At 58.1% G+C, this 19,644-nt stretch carries 17 protein-coding genes and 2 tRNA genes; 10 read left to right on the top strand and 9 right to left on the bottom strand.

Annotated features, from left to right (window positions below):
- Nucleotides 1–93: 93 nt before the first annotated feature.
- The gene (locus tag ACLD1X_RS06575; protein WP_429366642.1) at nucleotides 94–561 is read right to left on the bottom strand and encodes a hypothetical protein; all 468 of its coding nucleotides are present in this window, start codon (nucleotides 559–561) and stop codon (nucleotides 94–96) included.
- A gap of 207 nt (nucleotides 562–768) precedes the next feature.
- On the opposite strand from ACLD1X_RS06575, the gene ACLD1X_RS06580 reads away from it, so the two are divergent.
- Together ACLD1X_RS06580 and ACLD1X_RS06585 are read left to right on the top strand one after the other, a co-directional pair.
- Nucleotides 769–2,340 (top strand): sensor domain-containing diguanylate cyclase, encoded by a 1,572-nt coding sequence (locus ACLD1X_RS06580; RefSeq protein ID WP_429366643.1) that lies wholly within the window; start codon nucleotides 769–771, stop codon nucleotides 2,338–2,340.
- A 112-nt stretch (nucleotides 2,341–2,452) separates the two neighbouring features.
- Nucleotides 2,453–3,859 (top strand): DUF1254 domain-containing protein, encoded by a 1,407-nt coding sequence (locus tag ACLD1X_RS06585; protein WP_429366644.1) that lies wholly within the window; start codon nucleotides 2,453–2,455, stop codon nucleotides 3,857–3,859.
- Between the two features lie 38 nt (nucleotides 3,860–3,897).
- Here the strand turns inward: ACLD1X_RS06585 and ACLD1X_RS06590 are convergent, their stop codons facing one another.
- Nucleotides 3,898–4,221, bottom strand: a complete 324-nt coding sequence (locus tag ACLD1X_RS06590; RefSeq protein ID WP_429366645.1) for a hypothetical protein — start codon at nucleotides 4,219–4,221, stop codon at nucleotides 3,898–3,900.
- Between the two features lie 204 nt (nucleotides 4,222–4,425).
- On the opposite strand from ACLD1X_RS06590, the gene ACLD1X_RS06595 reads away from it, so the two are divergent.
- A complete protein-coding gene (locus ACLD1X_RS06595) occupies nucleotides 4,426–5,256 on the top strand; it encodes an arylamine N-acetyltransferase family protein (RefSeq protein WP_429366646.1) in 831 nt (276 codons plus the stop codon).
- A 60-nt stretch (nucleotides 5,257–5,316) separates the two neighbouring features.
- Here ACLD1X_RS06595 and ACLD1X_RS06600 read toward each other — a convergent pair whose 3' ends face one another.
- Entirely contained in the window at nucleotides 5,317–5,622 is a 306-nt protein-coding gene (locus ACLD1X_RS06600) for a BrnA antitoxin family protein (protein ID WP_429366647.1), read from the bottom strand.
- A gap of 3 nt (nucleotides 5,623–5,625) precedes the next feature.
- Nucleotides 5,626–5,907 carry a BrnT family toxin gene (locus tag ACLD1X_RS06605; protein WP_413421538.1) on the bottom strand — a complete coding sequence of 94 codons (282 nt, stop codon included), beginning with the start codon at nucleotides 5,905–5,907 and terminating at the stop codon, nucleotides 5,626–5,628.
- 255 nt (nucleotides 5,908–6,162) lie between these two features.
- Here ACLD1X_RS06605 and ACLD1X_RS06610 point away from each other — a divergent pair, with 255 nt between their 5' ends.
- The 3 genes from ACLD1X_RS06610 to ACLD1X_RS06620 all read left to right on the top strand — a co-directional run bounded on the left by ACLD1X_RS06610 (nucleotide 6,163) and on the right by ACLD1X_RS06620 (nucleotide 10,265).
- A complete protein-coding gene (locus ACLD1X_RS06610; RefSeq protein WP_429366648.1) occupies nucleotides 6,163–7,680 on the top strand; it encodes a nucleobase:cation symporter-2 family protein in 1,518 nt (505 codons plus the stop codon).
- A gap of 342 nt (nucleotides 7,681–8,022) precedes the next feature.
- A complete protein-coding gene (locus ACLD1X_RS06615; protein WP_429366649.1) occupies nucleotides 8,023–9,240 on the top strand; it encodes an alpha-xenorhabdolysin family binary toxin subunit A in 1,218 nt (405 codons plus the stop codon).
- A complete protein-coding gene (locus ACLD1X_RS06620; RefSeq protein ID WP_429366650.1) occupies nucleotides 9,237–10,265 on the top strand; it encodes an alpha-xenorhabdolysin family binary toxin subunit B in 1,029 nt (342 codons plus the stop codon). Before ACLD1X_RS06615 ends, ACLD1X_RS06620 begins: the two co-directional genes overlap by 4 nt.
- Nucleotides 10,266–10,361: 96 nt before the next feature.
- On the opposite strand, the gene ACLD1X_RS06625 is transcribed toward ACLD1X_RS06620, so the two are convergent.
- Nucleotides 10,362–10,437: transfer RNA gene (locus tag ACLD1X_RS06625), tRNA-Asn, on the bottom strand.
- A 227-nt stretch (nucleotides 10,438–10,664) separates the two neighbouring features.
- On the opposite strand from ACLD1X_RS06625, the gene ACLD1X_RS06630 reads away from it, so the two are divergent.
- Nucleotides 10,665–10,895, top strand: a complete 231-nt coding sequence (locus ACLD1X_RS06630) for a hypothetical protein (RefSeq protein ID WP_429366651.1) — start codon at nucleotides 10,665–10,667, stop codon at nucleotides 10,893–10,895.
- On the opposite strand, the gene ACLD1X_RS06635 is transcribed toward ACLD1X_RS06630, so the two are convergent.
- Complete coding sequence (locus ACLD1X_RS06635; protein WP_347907606.1) at nucleotides 10,892–11,101, bottom strand: hypothetical protein; 210 nt, start codon at nucleotides 11,099–11,101, stop codon at nucleotides 10,892–10,894. The genes ACLD1X_RS06630 and ACLD1X_RS06635 overlap by 4 nt on opposite strands.
- Before the next feature lie 231 nt (nucleotides 11,102–11,332).
- Nucleotides 11,333–12,529 (bottom strand): amino acid aminotransferase, encoded by a 1,197-nt coding sequence (locus ACLD1X_RS06640; RefSeq protein WP_429366652.1) that lies wholly within the window; start codon nucleotides 12,527–12,529, stop codon nucleotides 11,333–11,335.
- Nucleotides 12,530–12,864: 335 nt separating this feature from the next.
- Here ACLD1X_RS06640 and uvrB point away from each other — a divergent pair, with 335 nt between their 5' ends.
- Entirely contained in the window at nucleotides 12,865–14,880 is a 2,016-nt protein-coding gene (gene uvrB, locus ACLD1X_RS06645) for an excinuclease ABC subunit UvrB (protein ID WP_429366653.1), read from the top strand.
- Nucleotides 14,881–14,999: 119 nt separating this feature from the next.
- On the opposite strand, the gene ACLD1X_RS06650 is transcribed toward uvrB, so the two are convergent.
- Both ACLD1X_RS06650 and ACLD1X_RS06655 read right to left on the bottom strand, forming a co-directional pair.
- A complete protein-coding gene (locus ACLD1X_RS06650; protein ID WP_429366711.1) occupies nucleotides 15,000–16,490 on the bottom strand; it encodes an MDR family MFS transporter in 1,491 nt (496 codons plus the stop codon).
- A gap of 49 nt (nucleotides 16,491–16,539) precedes the next feature.
- Nucleotides 16,540–17,628: an HlyD family secretion protein gene (locus tag ACLD1X_RS06655; RefSeq protein WP_429366654.1), complete on the bottom strand. Its 1,089-nt coding sequence runs from the start codon at nucleotides 17,626–17,628 to the stop codon at nucleotides 16,540–16,542.
- Between the two features lie 243 nt (nucleotides 17,629–17,871).
- Here ACLD1X_RS06655 and gltX point away from each other — a divergent pair, with 243 nt between their 5' ends.
- Both gltX and ACLD1X_RS06665 read left to right on the top strand, forming a co-directional pair.
- Nucleotides 17,872–19,353: a glutamate--tRNA ligase gene (gltX, locus tag ACLD1X_RS06660; protein ID WP_007956429.1), complete on the top strand. Its 1,482-nt coding sequence runs from the start codon at nucleotides 17,872–17,874 to the stop codon at nucleotides 19,351–19,353.
- A 203-nt stretch (nucleotides 19,354–19,556) separates the two neighbouring features.
- A tRNA-Ala gene (locus tag ACLD1X_RS06665) sits at nucleotides 19,557–19,632 on the top strand.
- Nucleotides 19,633–19,644 lie beyond the last annotated feature (12 nt).

Below are 19,644 nucleotides of genomic sequence, written 5' to 3' on the forward strand. Positions count from 1 at the left end.
TGCTGCGTTTAGTCAGTAAACCCGCGGCATCGTTAACGACCATCGCGAGCAAGCTCGCTCCTACAAGTATTACCAAGCCGTTCGGCAAACTCTCTAAAGCGCCAGCCCTTGTTGCACCGCTAAAAGCAGATCGGATTCCGTCAGCGCCACCGCGTCCAGCTGCGCGGTGGCCTGCTCGATCGTTTGTAGCCACCAATGCGTTTCACCGTGTTCGTCCACGGTGCGCAACAGGGCGAACTCGTTGGTTTGTGAATGGATTTCGACACGCCCCTCGCCATCGGCAGTGAAGCGTGCAACCGGGTCAAAGGTGAGGCTGTGGTCGTTGCCGGAGATGATCAACTGGTCGATGGCATAGCGGTGAATGTCCCCATTCGGGCAAGTCTCGATCACATGGGTGGGGTTGCGCCGCAGGACCAGGCCAACTTCGGTCAAGGGCAGCAGCCAGGTCTCTATCCGTTGATACAGTTCGTAGACCTGGGGCGGCCAGGCATCGATCGCCTGATCCGTGCCGGCAAGCCGTGTTTGCTTCAATTTTGCCGCGAGCTCGTCTGCCTTGCTCATGTCGGGTCCCTGTGTTGAGTTCAGTCTAATCGTAGCTCGTTGGCGTGCAGGCATCGTTGCCCTGGGTCATGTTGGCAGCACCACCGGGCAAGCATGACCACTGGGCAAGTGATTGCCCATTTGTCATGGATAACCCCGTAAACTACGCCCCACAAAAATTGAGGGCTTTGGGTCGTTGCCCATGCCTTGCCCCGACAGGATAAACTTTTGCCCACACGCTTTAACGACCCGGACCACGCCCCAGGCGTCGCCTTGAAACGTCTGCCGCTGCGCAAGGCCGCGGTATTGTTCATTGCCACGGTGTGCCTGTGCCTGTGCGGTTTGCTCTACCTGCAACTGGAACAGTCCCGTCGCCATGATCTGAGCCTGGCGCAAGTGGCGTCTTCGAACCTGACGCGGGCCATGGCGCAGCAAGCCGAAGACACCTTCATGAAAGCCGACCTGGTGCTGACCAGTCTGGTGGACTGGATTCAGGTCGACGGTTTTGGCCCGGACCAGCGGCCGCGCTTGCAGCAGACCTTCGCCCGGCGGGTGCTGGCGCTCGAGCAATTGCACGGCATCCTGCTGTTCGACCAGAAGGGCCAGTGGGTGGTGACCTCGTTTGACAACCTGCCCCGGGGTGCCGGGGTCGCGGATCGCGAGTACTTCAAGTATCACCAGCAGAACGTCTCGTCGGTGGCGCATATCGGCCCGGCCATCCGCAGTCGGGAAAACGGTGAGTGGATCATTCCGGTTTCCAAACGGGTCAACGACAGGAACGGGCACTTCCAGGGCGTATTGCTGGCCGGCATCAAGATGTCGTACTTCGACCGGTTCTTCAAAAGCTTCAGCCTCGACGATAACGGTTCGATGTTTCTCGGCTTGACCGATGGCACGTTGTTGGCGCGTCGGCCTTTTGTAGAGGCGCAGATCGGCGCATCGCTGGCCCAGAGCGAGATGTTCCAGAAGTCCCTGCCACTGGCCACCTCCGGCAATGCGGTGTTCACGTCCATCATCGACGGTGTGACACGCCTGTACGGTTACCGCCAGCTGGAAGCGTATCCGCTGGTGGTCGCCGCTGCGTCGTCCACGGAGTCCATTCTCGCGGGCTGGTACGACACGGCGTTTCGCTCCAGCCTCATCGTTGCCCTGGTGTTGGTGGGCGTGGGGTTGTTCGGTTGGGTGTTCATTCATCAGGTGCGTGTGGGCGAGCGGGTCGAGTCGGATTTGCGCAGGGCCCAGGAGGCGCTGGAGCTGATCGCCACCCACGACAGCCTGACCGGGCTGGCCAATCGTCGATTGTTCGAGCGGGCGCTGGACATCGAGTTCGGGCGCGGTGCCCGGCAGGCGAGCCCCTTGAGCCTGATCATGCTCGATATCGATTACTTCAAGCGCTACAACGACACTTACGGCCACGTAGTGGGGGATCACTGCCTGGCCGAAGTGGCGCGGGCGCTGAAGAGTTGCTGCCACCGCAAGGCTGATCTGGCGGTGCGTTATGGCGGCGAAGAGTTTGCGGTGCTGCTGCCCGACACCGACATCCACGGCGCCATGACGATTGCCGAGCAGATCCGCCGCAGCGTCATCGACAAGAGCATCAGTCACACCGGCTCGCCCAATGGTTACGTGACGGTCAGCCTGGGGTGTTATTCGTTTGTGCCGTCGGGGCGTGACAGCATGGACGTGTTTGTCGAGCGGGCGGACGCGGCGCTGTATCAGGCCAAGCATTCGGGGCGAAACCGTGTGGCAACGTTGTCGATGGCCGGCGGTGTCGAGGCGTTGATGCGTTCCGATCGTTGAGGTGTTCTTCCTGCCGATTGTCTGTCTCTCGGTACTGGCTGAATTGATCGTCTAGAGTTCCGTTAGTTCTGTCGAATCCGGCAGATTCCCCTTCGTACGGACGATCGCCAACATGTTGATACCCCAAACATTGACAGCCGTTGCTTTGACCGTCGCAGCCGCTGCCATTTTTCCGCTGGCCAGCCACGCGCAATCGAAAATCACCGCCGAGGAAGCTCACGCGATCGGTGTGGATGCGTACATCTATTTTTACCCGTTGCTGAGCATGGACGTTACCCGCAAGCAATTCACCAACATCGAACCGGGCAAGGAATTCGGCAAAGGCCCGATGAACATGTTTGTGAGCGTGCCGCAGTACCCGCCTGCCGATTTCAAAGGGGTGGTGCGCTCTAACTTCGACACCCTGTATTCCATTGCCTGGCTGGACTTGACCAAGGAACCGCTGGTGATCGCCGCGCCGGATACCGACGGGCGTTTCTACCTGTTGCCGATGCTTGATATGTGGACTGATGTGTTCGCTTCGCCGGGCTGGCGCACCACGGGCACGGATGCCGGGCATTTCCTGGTGACGCCACCGGGGTGGGACGGCACGGTGCCCGCCGGGATGAGTCACCTGCCGGCGCCCACCCCGTTTGTCTGGGTCATCGGCCGTACCAAGACGGACGGCGCGGCGGATTACGCGGCGGTGCACAAGATCCAGGCTGGCTACACGGTGACGCCGTTGTCCCGGTTGGGTAAGGAGCCTGAAGCCGTCACTGTGAAAATCGACCCGGCGGTGGACATGAAAACGCCACCGAAGATTCAGGTCGACTCCATGTCGGCTGCCAATTACTTCACTTATGCTGCCGACCTGCTGAAAGTGAACCCGCCGCACAGCACCGACCAGCCCATGCTGGCGCAGATCAAGCGTATCGGCATCGAAGCGGGCAAGCCGTTCGACATGGACGCGCTGGACCCGCAAATCCAGGCCGCGCTGCAAACGGTGCCCCAGGATGCGCAGGCCCTGATGACCTGGAAAGTGCCGACCCTGGCGCGGGAGGTCAATGGCTGGTCGATGAACACCGACACCATGGGCGTCTACGGCAACTACTACCTCAAGCGCGCCATCGTTACGCAGATGGGACTCGGTGCCAACCTGCCCGAGGACGCGATCTATCCGTTGAACATCGGCGACAGCAACGGCAAGCCGCTCGATGGAGCCAACAAATACGTGCTGCATTTCAGCAAGGGCGAGACGCCGCCGGTGAACGCCTTCTGGTCGATCACCCTGTATGACCCGGAAGGGTTCCAGATCGCCAATTCACTCAATCGTTTTGCGGTCAGTAGCTGGATGCCGTTCAAGGGCAACGCCGATGGCTCGCTGGACCTCTATTTCCAGAACGAAAGCCCCGGCAAGGATCTGGAGGCCAACTGGCTGCCGGCGCCCAAAGGGCCGTTCAACCTGACCATGCGTTTGTACGGCCCGAAAGCCGAGGCGCTGAATGGCAAATGGAACCCGCCGGCGGTCCAGCCGATGTAAGTCTCGGATGACAAGAAGCAGGCAATGACTGCCCGTCATTACCTGCTTTTGCCTGTCCAGCTGCCCGTTCCGCCACCCGCACCACCGGTTCCACCTCCGGGTGCGCCGGTGCCACCGCCCGCGCCACTGCCCGGACCATTGACGCCGGTGGTGCCCATTGACGAGCTGGGCCCCTGACCGCGGCTGTAGTCGCCTGAAGGAGCGCTGGACCTGTTGTTGTCTGGCAACACGGTTGAGCCTCGGGTAGCACCCGATGTCGTACCGGTTGTGCCAGCGCCATCGCCGGACGCTGCCAGTGCAGCCAAGGGCATTGCCGACAGCAATCCCGCCAGGAGCAGCGAAGTCATTCTGATGTTCATCATGGTCGTCTCCTGGGATGAGTCGTTCCCTGATGTTGGTGTGAAGGGGTGCGCGGAGTCGTGGTGCCAACTGGATTGGCACAGGCAGCGCTGGGTTTTTCATGCCGGGTGATTGGCTAAATCAATTGTCGGCGGCAGTGCCTGATCCCGTATACATAGCGGCCACTGGTGGAGCAATCCGCCGCTTGCGTGCATAAGGATTGAACGATGAGCGAGCCACGCCTGACTGACCGTGCTTTGTATCTGCAACGCCTGGGTTTCGATGCACCCCCGCAACCGACCCTGGAAACCTTGCGCCAACTGCAACTGCGCCATACCGGTGCCTTTGCGTTTGAAAACCTCACCACATTATCCGGCGAACCGGTGCTGATCGACTTGCCGTCCATCGAACAGAAGGTCTTGCACGATGGGCGTGGCGGCTACTGCTACGAACTCAACAACCTGTTCCTGGCTTTGCTTCAATCGTTAGGTTTCGACGCCCGTGCCATCAGTGGCCGGGTGGTGATGGGGCAGCCGGAGGGGGCCTGGACCGCCCGTACCCATCGCCTGAGCCTGGTCATCATCGACGACGTGCGCTACATCACCGACGTCGGTTTCGGTGGCATGGTGCCGACCGCGCCACTGCTGCTCGATTCCCGCGCCGAACAACTCACCCCTCACGAGCCGTATCGCATCGACCTGCACGTCGACGGCTTTACCCTGCGCGCCAACGTTGCGGGTGAATGGCGAGCGATGTACATCTTCGATCTGCAACGCCAGGAAGACATCGATTTTGCCGTGGGCAACTGGTACGTCTCGACCCACCCTGAGTCGACCTTCGCCAAACAGTTGATGGTGGCACGCACCGGGGAGGGGTGGCGCCGTACGCTCAATAACAGCAGCTTCGCGGTTCACCGGATTGGCCGCGACAGCGAGCGGCGAGAGGTGACGGATGTACAGGAATTGATTGGCTTGCTGGACAGCGAGTTCGGCATTCGCGTACCGGAACAGGCGCAGTTGCTGCGAACGCTGGAACGCTTGATCGCGGCGCCGCAATAGCGGGCCGATCGAAAACATCACATCGCCAAGGGCTGATCCGATCGATCAGCCCTTGGCGTTTCAGGGCCGAACCCCCGGTTCCATCACCCGTTGAATTTCGCGCAAGGCCTCTGCCAGTTTCTGCTCCAGGCCCTTGAGTTCGGCAGGGGTGATTGTTGGTTTTAGCTGTGCAGGCCTGGCTTCGTTGAGCAGGGCCCGGCGCAACGTATTGTTGATCGCGGTCTGGTAGCCGTACCCCTCGTTTTCTGCCAGTGCCCGGGCAGCTTCGATGACGGCGTCATCAAGCATGATGGTAATGCGGGTCTTGCCTTTGGCGGGCGCCACGGCCCCGCGTTTGGCGTTGCTGAAGTCGTATTGGTCTTTCATCGGTCATGCCTCCAGGTACTGTCGGCGTTCGCTTTTGGTGGCGATGCGCGCGGAAATGATTCGAACGAAATTCGGATCGCGCCAGGTGTAAGCAACGACCAGCAAACGGCCTTTGGCATCCAGCCCCATGGTGATCCAGCGTTGTTCATCATGGTGGTTGTCCTCGAGGGTCAGCGCTCGCTCGTCATGGAATACCGGCTCGGTCTCTGCGAGGCTGATGCCTTGGTGCTTGAGTTTGTTGGCTGCGTTCTTTGCCTTGTGGAACTGAATCTCGAATGACTTCATTATGCATACTTTATATGTATATGGAAGAAGGTGGCTTTGCTGATGATTGCCAGGAGCCGAAAAGACTAGTCAGCAACAGGGGTTGCCCGGGAAGGGATGTGTTTCAAGGTTTCAGGCGGGGGCTGCGCTTGTGGCAACCAGGGGAAATGGACAGGTATCCATTTCGTGACTGATAAGTTGTATACAACTCTATAGACATTTGTCCTGACTATTGCATACAGTGTGCGCATAACAAAAACCAGGGAACCCCCTACCATGAAAACGCCCCATGTTTCACACCAACGGCCCGAGGACGAAAATCTTGGGATCGGCGCGAATATGGCTTATGGCCTGCAACATGTTCTGACCATGTATGGCGGTATCGTCGCGGTGCCATTGATCATCGGCCAGGCGGCCGGGCTCTCGCCGGCGGACATCGGTTTGTTGATTGCTGCTTCATTGTTTGCGGGGGGGCTGGCAACACTGCTGCAAACCCTGGGTTTACCGTTTTTTGGTTGTCAGTTGCCGCTGGTGCAGGGCGTATCCTTCTCTGGCGTCGCGACCATGGTGGCGATTGTCAGCAGTGGCGGGGAGGGCGGGTTTCAGTCGGTGCTGGGCGCGGTCATAGCGGCGTCCCTGATCGGATTGCTGATAACCCCGGTGTTCTCGCGGATCACCAGGTTCTTCCCGCCGCTGGTGACCGGCATCGTGATTACCACCATCGGCCTGACGCTGATGCCGGTAGCCGCGCGCTGGGCCATGGGCGGTAACAGCCACGCGCCGGACTTCGGCAGCATGGCGAATATCGGCCTGGCGGCGGTGACACTGGTGCTGGTGCTGCTGCTGAGCAAAATCGGTAGTGCGACCATCTCCCGGCTGTCGATTCTGCTGGCCATGGTCGTCGGCACGGTGATCGCGGTGTTCCTCGGCATGGCGGATTTCTCGTCCGTGACCCAGGGCCCGATGTTCGGCTTCCCGACGCCGTTCCACTTCGGCATGCCGACCTTCCACTTCGCGGCGATCCTGTCGATGTGCATCGTGGTGATGGTGACGCTGGTGGAGACCTCGGCGGATATCCTTGCCGTCGGTGAGATCATCGGCACCAAGGTTGACTCCAAGCGCCTGGGCAACGGTTTGCGCGCCGACATGCTGTCGAGCATGTTCGCGCCGATCTTCGGCTCCTTCACCCAAAGCGCCTTCGCCCAGAACGTCGGGCTGGTGGCGGTCACCGGCATCAAGAGCCGCTATGTGGTGGCAACCGGCGGTCTGTTCCTGGTGATCCTCGGCCTGCTGCCATTCATGGGCCGGGTCATTGCCGCCGTGCCGACCTCGGTGCTCGGTGGCGCCGGTATCGTGCTGTTTGGCACTGTAGCGGCCAGCGGCATTCGGACCCTGTCCAAGGTCGACTACCGCAACAACGTCAACCTGATCATTGTCGCCACCTCCATCGGCTTCGGCATGATCCCGATCGCCGCGCCGAACTTCTACGATCACTTCCCAAGCTGGTTCGCGACCATTTTCCATTCGGGCATCAGTTCTTCGGCGATCATGGCCATCGTGCTGAACCTGACCTTCAACCATCTCACCGCCGGTAACTCCGACCAGCAATCGGTCTTTGCGGCCGGTACCGAGCGGGTGCTGCGCTATCAAGATCTGGCGGCGTTGCGTGAAGGGGATTATTTCAGTGACGGTAAACTGCACGACTGCGACGGCAAGGAGATTCCGGTGCTGGAGGTGGATCATGGGCACGCCGAGTCGCAAGCGTTACATGCGAAAAGCAGTGAGCATGTCTGACAACAAGGCGTGATGAACGAGGCCGATTTACCACCAGGTAGATCGGCCTTTTTTGTATGTGGGAAGTGCACCGGTGTAACTTGTTGTTAGCGAGAGTTGGAATGACGCCTGTGTATGCCGAATGTTTTGCTGGCAGTCTTGGTTCTAAGTATTTTGTATTAATGGGTTGCCTTGGCTGGTACAAAAGCTTGCTGTTGTAAACTCTGATTTCCTACGTGCGAAAGTGAAGAATTACATTTCGCTATTTTATTTAAATGACTACCATTGCCGGACAGTTTTCAAGGTCTGCTCCCAAGAAGTGATAGCTCTTTTCGAAACTGAATGTAATAACCTGGATGTGAAATGAACATGGAAGATATCGAAATTTACAATTTGATAAATGATGAGAGCGCTCACTCTTCGAATGGCATGAATTTCGGGCCGCGCCTGGATTCGGCTGATCAACCAAGATTAGTGGTCACGTCAGAGCAGTTGCTGGAAATAAAACAGTATGTACGACTTGGTCGAGCACTGCCGACGGCGCGCGACGAGATAGAAAAAAGCCTGGGAGGGGTCATTGATCATCCAAATTTCAAGTGGTTGGATATTCAGGACCTGAATGTAAAAGTAAAAGATCACGCTACTGGGTGGTCTTCCATAGAAAATGGATTGATTCAGGTCGGTGGTGGATTGAGCGGGTTGGCAAAGGACCTGGTTGAATTCAGCCAGAACCTGATGCATGACATTGAGCAGATGCCCATTGTCGAGCGCCTCAAGCCATATAATGATCTGGAGGTCGAGAATGCGCCATTCATGGCGTTTGACCAGAGCGATGCAGCTATTCACGCTCAGCTTGGGTTGGTGTTCGAAGATCTTAAGAAAAGTGTAGTTGTTGCCCGCAAGCCGACATTGGATTTGAAAGTTGAAATCGATAATTTCAACAGGGTATTGAATGATAAGCTAATCCCGTTGGTCGGTGAAAAAGTAGCCAGGCTCGACACCATTGATTTTGCAATTGACCTTGAAAAGTTTCGCGCAGAACTTGATCGTGTTGAAAAAAGTATCAATCAGACAAACAAGGAGTTGGTCAAGCATGGTGCGATGCAGGTTTTGAGTGGTTTCAATACTCTGGCGTTGCTTTTGAATGCGCTTTTCTCCAGTCCTGAAGAGGCAATCCTGGGCAAGGCGTTCCTTGAGTGCCAGGAAAAGCTCGACGGTTTCATGAGGGAAAAGCAAAGGCTGTTGAGCCTGATTGGCGGGCAGGAGAAACTGCCTGGGTTGATTCTTTCTCACAGCAAGTCGCTGGACAATCTAGCCGCTCACATGGGGGCTGCCGCAAGGGCATCGAACGCATTGGTATTAGTGTGGAATTCAGTTGTGGCCGAGATCGACAGGTCTGCCACTGAATTTGCACTGATAGAGGATGGTGTCAGTCTGATCAGATTTAAACAGAGCTTCAATCGTGGTATCTCCCCTTGGAATGAAGTTCGGCATATGGCTGATGAGCTGCTGATTTCCTTGAAGAAGGCAATCAAAGATTTTAATGAGCAAGGTTTTCTTCAGGAGGAAGGGGTGGTATGAACATGGACGGTGCAGTAAAAACTTATGTGCAGCTAATGCCAGATTATTCGCTGATGAAGGTTAATAAAAAGGCTATTAATAAGATTGCTGCCAGATTGAAGCTGGATTTCTCCGATTATTTTAAAAAAAAGTTGGAGCGACTCGATCATTTGCTCAACGATACACATGCGAATATCTTTGAAATGGCAGTGGCTGTAATGCCCATGTTGAGAGAGGCTAATTTCAAGAGTTTCATGATCGAATTTGAGCGGTTGAGCAATGAGGAAGGTTTATCCGTTGAACAGCGGATGATGACCCAGGAAGGTCTTAAAGCTGATTATATAAAAAGTGTTAACGCCGATGCGGGGAGAATTCGAGGGTTCGTGCTGGCAGTAAATGCTTGTATCAATAGTTTGGACGATATCGAGATACCGGGGGAAGGGCAAAGTGATTCAAGTATTTTGCTCGGATTCGATGAGGATGTTGTGACGACACTCAATGATCTGGGCAGGCGGCTTGAAGAGGTAGAGATGCAATGCAGGGTTTTAGATGATTTGATCAGTGTGATAGATGATAAAAACATGATCGATCACCTGTTGCCATGGATTCCGGATAGCGATTTTTTCAAGAGTTTTGAGATGTCTGCTCCAAAGGTTGAACTGGTGAAAAAAGGATTGCAGCTGTTGCGTAAGCTTCTTGAACAGGGCTCTGAGTATATAAGATACACCGAGATGGTAAGCGCCCGGGATGGCTTGCGGGCCAAACGCATGCATTATCTTGAAGAAAAAAATAAATACCAGGAGCTGCAGGCTGATCGAGAAATGAGGGTTGATATCTTGCGGCAGGTCAAATCGGTTGAAGGCTTGAAAGTCGATTATTTGCATGAAGCCAATACGTTGCTCCGTAACATCAACAACTATGCAAGCTACTTTGATCTTGCTCCACAGACCACGATCGACAATTTGAAGGTGATCACCGACGCCGCTGTCAGCTTGTCCAAAACCCTTGAGCCAATTGCTTCGGCTTGGCGAACCAAAGAGGCGTGATAGCGAATGCCGAGCCAGATGGCCGGAGAGCGTGAATAGCCAGGCATAAAAAAGCCCCTGGATCTTTCGATTCAGGGGCTTTTCGATGTTGCTGTCTGGCTCCACGACCTGGACTCGAACCAGGGACCCAGTGATTAACAGTCACTTGCTCTACCAACTGAGCTATCGCGGAATGGCGCGTATCTTACTGATTCAAAAAGAGAAGTCAAGCATCGAATAACAATTGGTGCGAATCATCGGGACGGGCGGTGGTTTGGCGGCGATTGGCGGTTACCAGGATCGTCCCGGAGGTCTACCATGGCCACCCGGAAGTGGTGACACGCGCTGCCGGCCATTCGCCGAAAAGGTATGCGCCATGAATCATTTGACCCTCACACCTCTACACCACGGGGTGCACCCATGAGCATCTCTCAGATCAGCCTGCCCAAAGGTGTCGGCCCTCACGCCGAAAAGTTGTTCGATGCCATCACTCAGGCCGGCACCGCTGAAACATTGAACCGCGCGGGTGGCAAGGCCGAAGGTTTTGTCCTGGGCCTGGAAAGCACTAAAGCGATCAAGAGCCAGGTCGCGGAATCGCTGTATGTCGCCTACGACGACGCTGCCAGCCAGCGTGCGACCGAACTGGCTTAACCGCCGAAGGTAATAGTGCCAAGCATCAGTTTGGCGTAGAGCGCTGTGGCACCCAATTGCACCAGCCACAGGGCCAGGCCGCCGAGGAATACACCGGCAGCGACTTGCATTACCAGGTTGTTGCCACGTTTGGTCGGGGCGCGGGGGGTGAAGTGATCCAGGTCATCCAGGTCATCGCGGTCAGCGCGCAGGTCATCGTTTTTCATGTGGGTTCTCGGGAATGCTTCGTACACAAATCCTGTGGGAGCGGGCTTGCTCGCGAAAGCGGTGGGTCAGGTTGTACAAGTATTGAATATACTGCCGTCTTCGCGAGCAAGCCCGCTCCCACATTTGATTAGTGTGGAGTTTAGAGGGCTGGGTCGTTGCGTTGAGAATTATCTGCAACAAATAAAAAACGGGAAGCCACATGGCTTCCCGTTTTTCATTTCAAGGCGTCATCAGATGACTTGGACGATAGCGTCCGTCACCACCTTGATGTTGCTCTGGTTCAGCGCGGCCACGCAGATGCGGCCGGTGTCCAGGGCGTAGATGCCGAACTCGTTGCGCAGGCGGTGAACCTGTTCAACGCTCAAGCCCGAGTAGGAGAACATGCCGCACTGACGGCCGACGAAGCTGAAATCGCGCTGCGGCGCTTTTTGTGCCAGCAGGTCGACCATCTGGGTACGCATGCCACGAATGCGCAGGCGCATTTCGGCCAGTTCGGCTTCCCATTGGGCGCGCAGTTCCGGGCTGTTCAGTACTGCAGCGACAACGCTGGCACCGTGGGTCGGCGGGTTGGAGTAGTTGGTGCGGATCACGCGTTTGACTTGCGACAGTACGCGCGCGCTTTCTTCTTTCGATTCGCTGACGATCGACAGGGCGCCAACACGCTCGCCATACAGCGAGAACGACTTGGAGAACGAGCTGGAAGCGAAGAAGGTCAGGCCCGACTCGGCGAACAGGCGCACGGCAGCGGCGTCTTCGTCGATGCCATCGCCGAAACCTTGATAGGCCATGTCGAGGAACGGCACGTGGCCTTTGGCTTTCACTACTTCAAGAACGTTTTTCCAGTCCGCCGGGCTCAGGTCCACGCCGGTCGGGTTGTGGCAGCAGGCGTGCAGCACGATGATCGAGCCGTTTGGCAGCGCGTTCAGGTCTTCGAGCATGCCGGTACGGTTCACGTCGTGGGTCGCGGCGTCGTAGTAGCGGTAGTTCTGCACCGGGAAACCGGCGGTTTCGAACAGGGCGCGGTGGTTTTCCCAGCTCGGATCGCTGATCGCCACAACGGCGTTCGGCAGCAGTTGCTTGAGGAAGTCAGCGCCGATTTTCAGGGCGCCAGTACCGCCAACGGCCTGGGTGGTGATCACGCGGCCAGCGGCAATCAGCGGCGAGTCATTGCCGAACAGCAGCTTTTGCACGGCCTGGTCGTAGGCGGCAATACCGTCGATTGGCAAGTAGCCACGGGAAACGTGTTGAGCGGCACGAACGGTTTCGGCTTCGACAACGGCGCGCAGGAGTGGAATTCGCCCCTCCTCGTTGCAGTAAACACCGACCCCCAGGTTGACTTTGTTGGTGCGGGTATCGGCGTTGAATGCTTCGTTGAGGCCCAGGATTGGATCGCGTGGTGCCATTTCGACAGCGGAGAACAGGCTCATTATTGCGGCGGCTCTGAATGGAGAGTGGAGGGACGTGTCGCGCTCCAGCCGAATGCACTAGAGCGGTGCACAAACGGGGAGCTAGTATAGAGGCCATCCGCGATCGATGGCGACAGGCGATTCGGCTTTTAAGGCAAGTTTTTCCGATTATTTTGCGACCATTAGTCGAATGGCGTCGGCAAAGGTTTTGCGCGATGTAGGACGTTTGGCTTGAAAGCGATGGCAATCGGCTCCACATTGAGCACAATCCAGTTTTTTCCTCGGGCGACATCGGTCGTTTGCGGTCTTTCTCGTTCGTGCCGGTTTTGCCGGCAAGAGTGATCCAGAGGTTTTTCATGTCCGAATTCCAGCTAGTCACCCGTTTCGAGCCCGCCGGCGACCAGCCGGAAGCCATCCGCCTGATGGTCGAGGGTATCGAGGCCGGGCTGGCGCACCAGACGCTGCTCGGTGTGACCGGCTCGGGCAAGACGTTCAGCATCGCCAACGTGATCGCCCAGGTGCAGCGCCCGACGCTGGTGCTGGCGCCGAACAAGACCCTGGCGGCGCAGTTGTACGGTGAGTTCAAGGCGTTCTTCCCGAACAACGCGGTGGAATATTTCGTTTCCTACTACGACTACTACCAGCCTGAAGCCTACGTGCCGTCCTCGGACACCTTCATCGAGAAAGACGCCTCGATCAACGACCACATCGAACAGATGCGTCTGTCGGCGACCAAGGCCTTGCTGGAACGCAAGGACGCGATCATCGTCACCACGGTGTCGTGCATCTACGGTCTGGGCAGCCCGGAAACCTACTTGAAGATGGTGTTGCACGTGGATCGCGGCGACCGGCTCGATCAGCGTGAACTGCTGCGACGCCTGGCCGACCTGCAATACACCCGCAACGACATGGATTTTGCCCGTGCGACCTTCCGCGTGCGTGGCGATGTGATCGATATCCATCCGGCGGAATCCGATTTTGAAGCGATCCGCATCGAGCTCTTCGACGATGAGGTGGAAAGCCTGTCGGCATTCGATCCGCTGACCGGTGAAGTCATTCGCAAGCTGCCGCGCTTCACCTTCTACCCGAAGAGCCACTACGTGACGCCGCGGGAAACCCTGATGGGTGCGGTCGAAGGCATCAAGGTCGAGTTGCAGGAGCGCCTGGAATACCTGCGTTCCAACAACAAGCTGGTGGAAGCCCAGCGCCTGGAACAGCGCACCCGTTTCGATCTGGAGATGATCCTCGAGCTGGGTTACTGCAACGGCATCGAAAACTACTCGCGTTATCTGTCCGGTCGCGAGGCCGGCGCGCCGCCGCCGACGCTATATGACTATTTGCCGCCGGATGCCTTGCTGGTGATCGACGAGTCCCACGTCAGCGTTCCCCAGGTGGGTGCGATGTACAAGGGCGACCGTTCGCGAAAAGAGACGCTGGTCGAATACGGTTTTCGCCTGCCCTCGGCACTGGATAACCGGCCGATGCGTTTCGATGAATGGGAAAGCATCAGCCCGCAGACGATTTTCGTCTCGGCGACTCCGGGCAACTATGAAGCCGAGCACGCCGGGCGCGTGATTGACATGGTGGTGCGTCCGACCGGGCTGGTGGACCCGCAAATCGAGATCCGCCCGGCACTGACCCAGGTCGACGACTTGCTGTCGGAAATCACCAAGCGTGTCGCCCTGGAAGAGCGAGTGCTGGTCACCACGCTGACCAAGCGCATGGCCGAGGATTTGACCGATTACCTGGCCGACCATGGCGTGCGCGTGCGCTACCTGCACTCGGACATCGACACCGTTGAGCGTGTGGAGATCATCCGCGACCTGCGCCTGGGCACGTTCGATGTGCTGGTGGGCATCAACCTGCTGCGCGAAGGCCTGGACATGCCGGAAGTCTCGCTGGTAGCCATCCTCGATGCCGACAAGGAAGGCTTCCTGCGTTCCGAGCGCTCGCTGATCCAGACCATCGGGCGTGCGGCACGTAACCTCAATGGCCGGGCGATTCTGTATGCCGACCGGATTACCGGCTCCATGGAGCGGGCGATCGGTGAAACCGAACGTCGTCGCGACAAGCAGATCGCCTTCAACCTGGCCAACGGCATCACGCCAAAAGGCGTGTTCAAGGACGTTGCCGACATCATGGAAGGCGCCACCGTGCCCGGCTCGCGCAGCAAGAAGCGCAAGGGCATGGCCAAGGCCGCCGAGGAAAACGCCAAATACGAAGCCGAATTGCGCTCGCCGGGCGAGATCGCCAAGCGTATCAAGGCCCTGGAAGAGAAGATGTATGCGTTGGCGCGTGATCTGGAGTTTGAAGCGGCAGCGCAGATGCGCGACGAGATTGGCAAGTTGCGCGAGCGGTTGATTACCGTTTGATCTCTAGCGCCTGATCGGGCCTCTTCGCGGGCAAGCCCGCTCCCACAAGGATCTTTGGCGTTCACAAAACCTGTGGGAGCGGGCTTGCCCGCGAAGAGGCCAGTGGGAGCACTACCGAATCAATGGGCTTCCCCGGCCTTGAGTCCAGCCGGCAATTTCCTGGTCAACAACACCGCCACCATGCTGATCCCCAGCGCAATCCCGACAAAATGAAACGCATCGTTATAGGCCATGATCGACGCCTGTTGGTGGGCGATTTCGCTGAGCTTGCCCAGTGCCGCGGTTTCGTTGCCCAGCGTGCTGGTCAATGATGCCAGGCGTTCAGCCACCTGCGGATTGCTCGGCACGATGGATTCACGCAGGTAGTCAAAGTAGACCTTGGTCCGCGCATCCAGCAGCGTGGCGAGCAGGGCGATGCCGATGGCTCCGCCGAGGTTGCGCAGGATGTTGAACAGGCTCGACGCCGATCCCGCATCCTGGGGCAGGATGTAGGAGGTGGCGATCAGCGAGATGGTCACCATGATCAGTGGCTGACCCAGGGCGCGGATGATCTGGATCTGATTGAACTGTGGCCCGGCAAAGTCCGGGTTCAGCACCCCCGAAGAAAAACTCGCCAGCCCGAACAGCCCGAAGCCCAGGGTGCATAGCCATTTCGGCGAGACAAATTTCATCAGCTTGGGCACCAGCGGAATCAGGAACAGCTGCGGCACGCCCATCCACATGATCACTTCGCCGATCTGCAGGGCGTTGTAGTTCTGGATCTGCGCCAGGTAGAGCGGCAGCAGGTAGATCGAGCCGTACAACCCGACCCCCATGCCGACGCTGGAAATACTGGACAAGCCGAAGTTGCGGTTGCCGAGGATGCCGAGGTTGATCAGCGGATTGGGTTTGGAAAACTGCACGATCACAAAGGTGATCAGGCTCACCAGTGCGATGCTGCCCAGGGTCACGATCAGGTTCGATTCCAGCCAGTCCTTGCGATGGCCTTCCTCCAGAAACACCTGCAGGCAACCGAGCCCGACACCGAGGGTGAGAATGCCGGCGTAGTCGGTGCTCTTGAGCAGTTCCCAGTGCGCTTCTTTCTTCTCAAGGCCGTACATCAGGCCGGCGATCATGATCAGGCCGGGCGGGATGTTGATGTAGAAGATGTATTCCCAGCCCCAGTTCTCCGTGAGCCAGCCGCCCAGGGTCGGGCCGATGGAGGGCGCGAAGGTGGCGGTCATGGCGAACATGGCCATGCCTTTGGCGCGGTGGTGTTCCGGGAGCTTGATCAGGGTCAGGGTGAACGCCAGTGGAATCAGCGCGCCGCCGGTGAACCCTTGCAGGGCGCGGAACACGATCATGCTTTCCAGGCTCCAGGCCATGGAGCAGAGCAGGGAGGCCGCGAGAAACCCGAGGGATACCCAGACCGCCAGGCGCCGCGCCGACAGCAGCTGCACGAGCCAGGCGGTGAGCGGGATCATGATGATTTCCGCCACCAGGTAGGAGGTGGAGATCCACGAACCTTCTTCCAGGGTCGCCGACAGCGCACCCTGGATATCCTTGAGCGAGGAGTTGGTGATCTGGATGTCCAGCACCGCCATGAAGGCGCCGAGCATCACGCTCATCACCGCGATCCAGTCGCGCCGGGTCGGTTCGCCGACCGGGCGGATCAGTTGATCACCGGCCATCGTCAGGGGCGTCTTTGCTGCTCACTTTGCTGGTGACATTGTCAGGGGCGTCCTTGATGTTCACCTTGGCGGTCACCGACATGCCCGGACGGATCTTGCCGCGCAGCGGATTGTCCGCGGCGAAGGTCAGCTTTACCGGAATCCGTTGTACGACTTTGGTGAAGTTGCCCGTGGCATTGTCCGGCGGCAACAGGCTGAACTGCGCACCCGAGGCGGCGAACAGGCTGTCGACCCGGGCTTCGATCGGTGTGTCGCTGTAGGCGTCGAAGATCAACTCGGCTTTCTGCCCGGGCTGCATGTGGCCGATCTGGGTTTCCTTGAAGTTGGCCTGAATCCAGATGTCTTCGTCCGGCACGATCGACAGCAGGTAGGCGCCGGCCTGCACGTATTGGCCTTCGCGGGCTGCGCGCTGGCCGATCAGGCCGCTGATGGGCGCGCGGATTTCGCTGCGGGTGAGGTTCAGTTCGGCCTGGGCGAGGTCGGTTTTGGCGTTGGCGATCTGTGCGTCGAGGCGTTTGATCTCGGCGGTCAGTGCGTTGACCTGCTGACGCTGGCTTTGCGCGTCAGCCTGGGCCTTGGCCACTTGCGAGCGGGCAATGTGGTTGTCGGCGGACAGGGTGGTCACCCGTTCTTCCGAGACATAACCAGGCTTGCGCAAGGTCTCGGCGCGGGTCAAATCAATCTGCGAACGACCGAGGCTGGCCTGGCTGGACGCAACCTGCGCTTCGCTGGCGGCAATCAGGCTGGCCTGCTGGGTCAATTTGCTCTGGGCTTGCAGGCGTTCGGCCTGGCGGGTGGCGAGGGTCGCGTTGGCGCGGTCGACGGCAAGGCGGAAGTCGTCGCCTTCGAGTTTGATCAGCAACTGGCCTTTCTCGACATGCTGGTTGTCCTGCACCAGCACCCGATCGATGCGCGCACCCAATTGGCTCGACACACGGGTGATCTCGCCCTGGACATAAGCGTTATCGGTGCTTTCATAAAAACGCCCCTTGAAGAACCACTGGGCAAACAGACCCCCGGCAATCAACAGGACAATCAGCAGGAACGAGTAGAGGCGACGCTTGAGTTGGGCAGGCATGGGGCAAACTGTAGTCGAGAAATTGTAATAGAAGTTATCAGCAGACAAATCTGGCATACAGCCGATAAACGGTAAATGCCATCGGCTGATATTCGGCCATTCACCGCGCCATACGGGTGTTACAGACGCAAACTTGGCTTAAATGCCCTGTTCACTGGAGCGGGGCGGGTGTCGCCTGTTACCATTCCGCTCTTGTTTGATGTTCTGTTCGAACTTCGCTTTTCATTCTTTTCGAGACATGCCATGACCACCGTCCGCACTCGCATCGCGCCATCGCCTACCGGGGACCCCCACGTAGGTACTGCCTACATCGCCTTGTTCAACTACTGCTTTGCCAAGCAGCATGGCGGTGAGTTCATCCTGCGGATCGAAGACACCGACCAATTGCGTTCGACCCGCGAGTCCGAACAGCAGATTTTCGACGCCTTGCGCTGGCTCGGCATCGACTGGAGCGAAGGCCCGGACGTTGGCGGCCCGCACGGTCCGTATCGTCAAAGCGAGCGCGGCGACATATACCAGAAGTACTGCCAGCAACTGGTCGACATGGGGCATGCCTTCCCGTGCTTCTGCACCGCCGAAGAGCTGGACCAGATGCGCGCCGAGCAGATGGCTCGTGGTGAAACCCCGCGTTACGACGGCCGTGCGCTGCTGTTGTCCAAGGAAGAAGTCGCCCGTCGCCTGGCGGCTGGCGAGCCGCACGTCATCCGTATGAAAGTACCGAGCGAAGGCGTCTGCGTGGTGCCGGACATGCTGCGCGGCGACGTTGAAATCCCGTGGGACCGCATGGACATGCAAGTCCTGATGAAGACCGACGGCCTGCCGACGTACTTCCTGGCCAACGTGGTCGACGACCACCTGATGGGCATCACCCACGTCTTGCGTGGCGAAGAGTGGCTGCCATCGGCACCCAAGCTGATCCTGCTTTACGAATACTTCGGTTGGGAACAGCCGGAACTGTGCTACATGCCGCTGCTGCGTAACCCGGACAAGAGCAAGCTGTCCAAGCGCAAGAACCCGACCTCGGTGACATTCTACGAGCGCATGGGCTTCATGCCCGAAGCGATGCTCAACTACCTGGGGCGCATGGGCTGGTCGATGCCGGACGAGCGCGAGAAGTTCTCGTTGCAGGAAATGGTCGACAACTTCGATCTCAAGCGTGTGTCCCTCGGCGGGCCGATCTTCGACATCGAGAAGCTGTCGTGGCTCAACGGCCAATGGCTGCGTGACCTGCCAGTGGAAGAGTTCGCCGCACGCGTGCAGAAGTGGGCGTTCAATTCCGAATACATGATGAAGATCGCGCCGCACGTGCAGGGCCGGGTCGAAACCTTCAGCCAGGTGGCACCATTGGCCGGGTTCTTCTTTGCCGGTGGCGTGAACCCGGATGCGAAGCTTTTCGAATCCAAGAAGCTGTCGGGCGATCAGGTCCGCCAACTGATGCAGTTGATCCTGTGGAAGCTCGAAAGCCTGCGTCAGTGGGAGAAGGACAGCATCACCGCGACCATTCAGGCCGTGGTCGAGTCCCTGGAACTGAAGCTGCGTGATGCCATGCCGCTGATGTTCGCCGCGATCACAGGCCAGGCCAGCTCGGTGTCGGTGCTTGATGCGATGGAAATTCTCGGGCCGGACCTGACCCGTTTCCGTCTGCGCCAGGCCATTGACCTGTTGGGCGGTGTGTCGAAGAAAGAAAACAAAGAGTGGGAAAAGCTGTTGGGCGCTATCGCCTGATACGCTTGATGCAGGACTGATGGCCATTGCGTATGCCCGTCGTTGGGCGCGCAGTGGTCCTCAGACCCCCGATTTTTCGGGGGGAGGGCGGTAAGTGATTGTTATGTCGGCAAAAAATTTTAAATTTTTTGAAAAATAAGTTTGACAGGCTTTCGATACGCCCTTAAGATTCGCCCCGTCCTCAGCGATGACATCAACGATGAGGGGCTATAGCTCAGCTGGGAGAGCGCTTGCATGGCATGCAAGAGGTCGACGGTTCGATCCCGTCTAGCTCCACCAATTTACACTTCG

Origin of the sequence: Pseudomonas sp. 18173 (assembly GCF_050432945.1) — a bacterium.
GTDB lineage: Bacteria > Pseudomonadota > Gammaproteobacteria > Pseudomonadales > Pseudomonadaceae > Aquipseudomonas.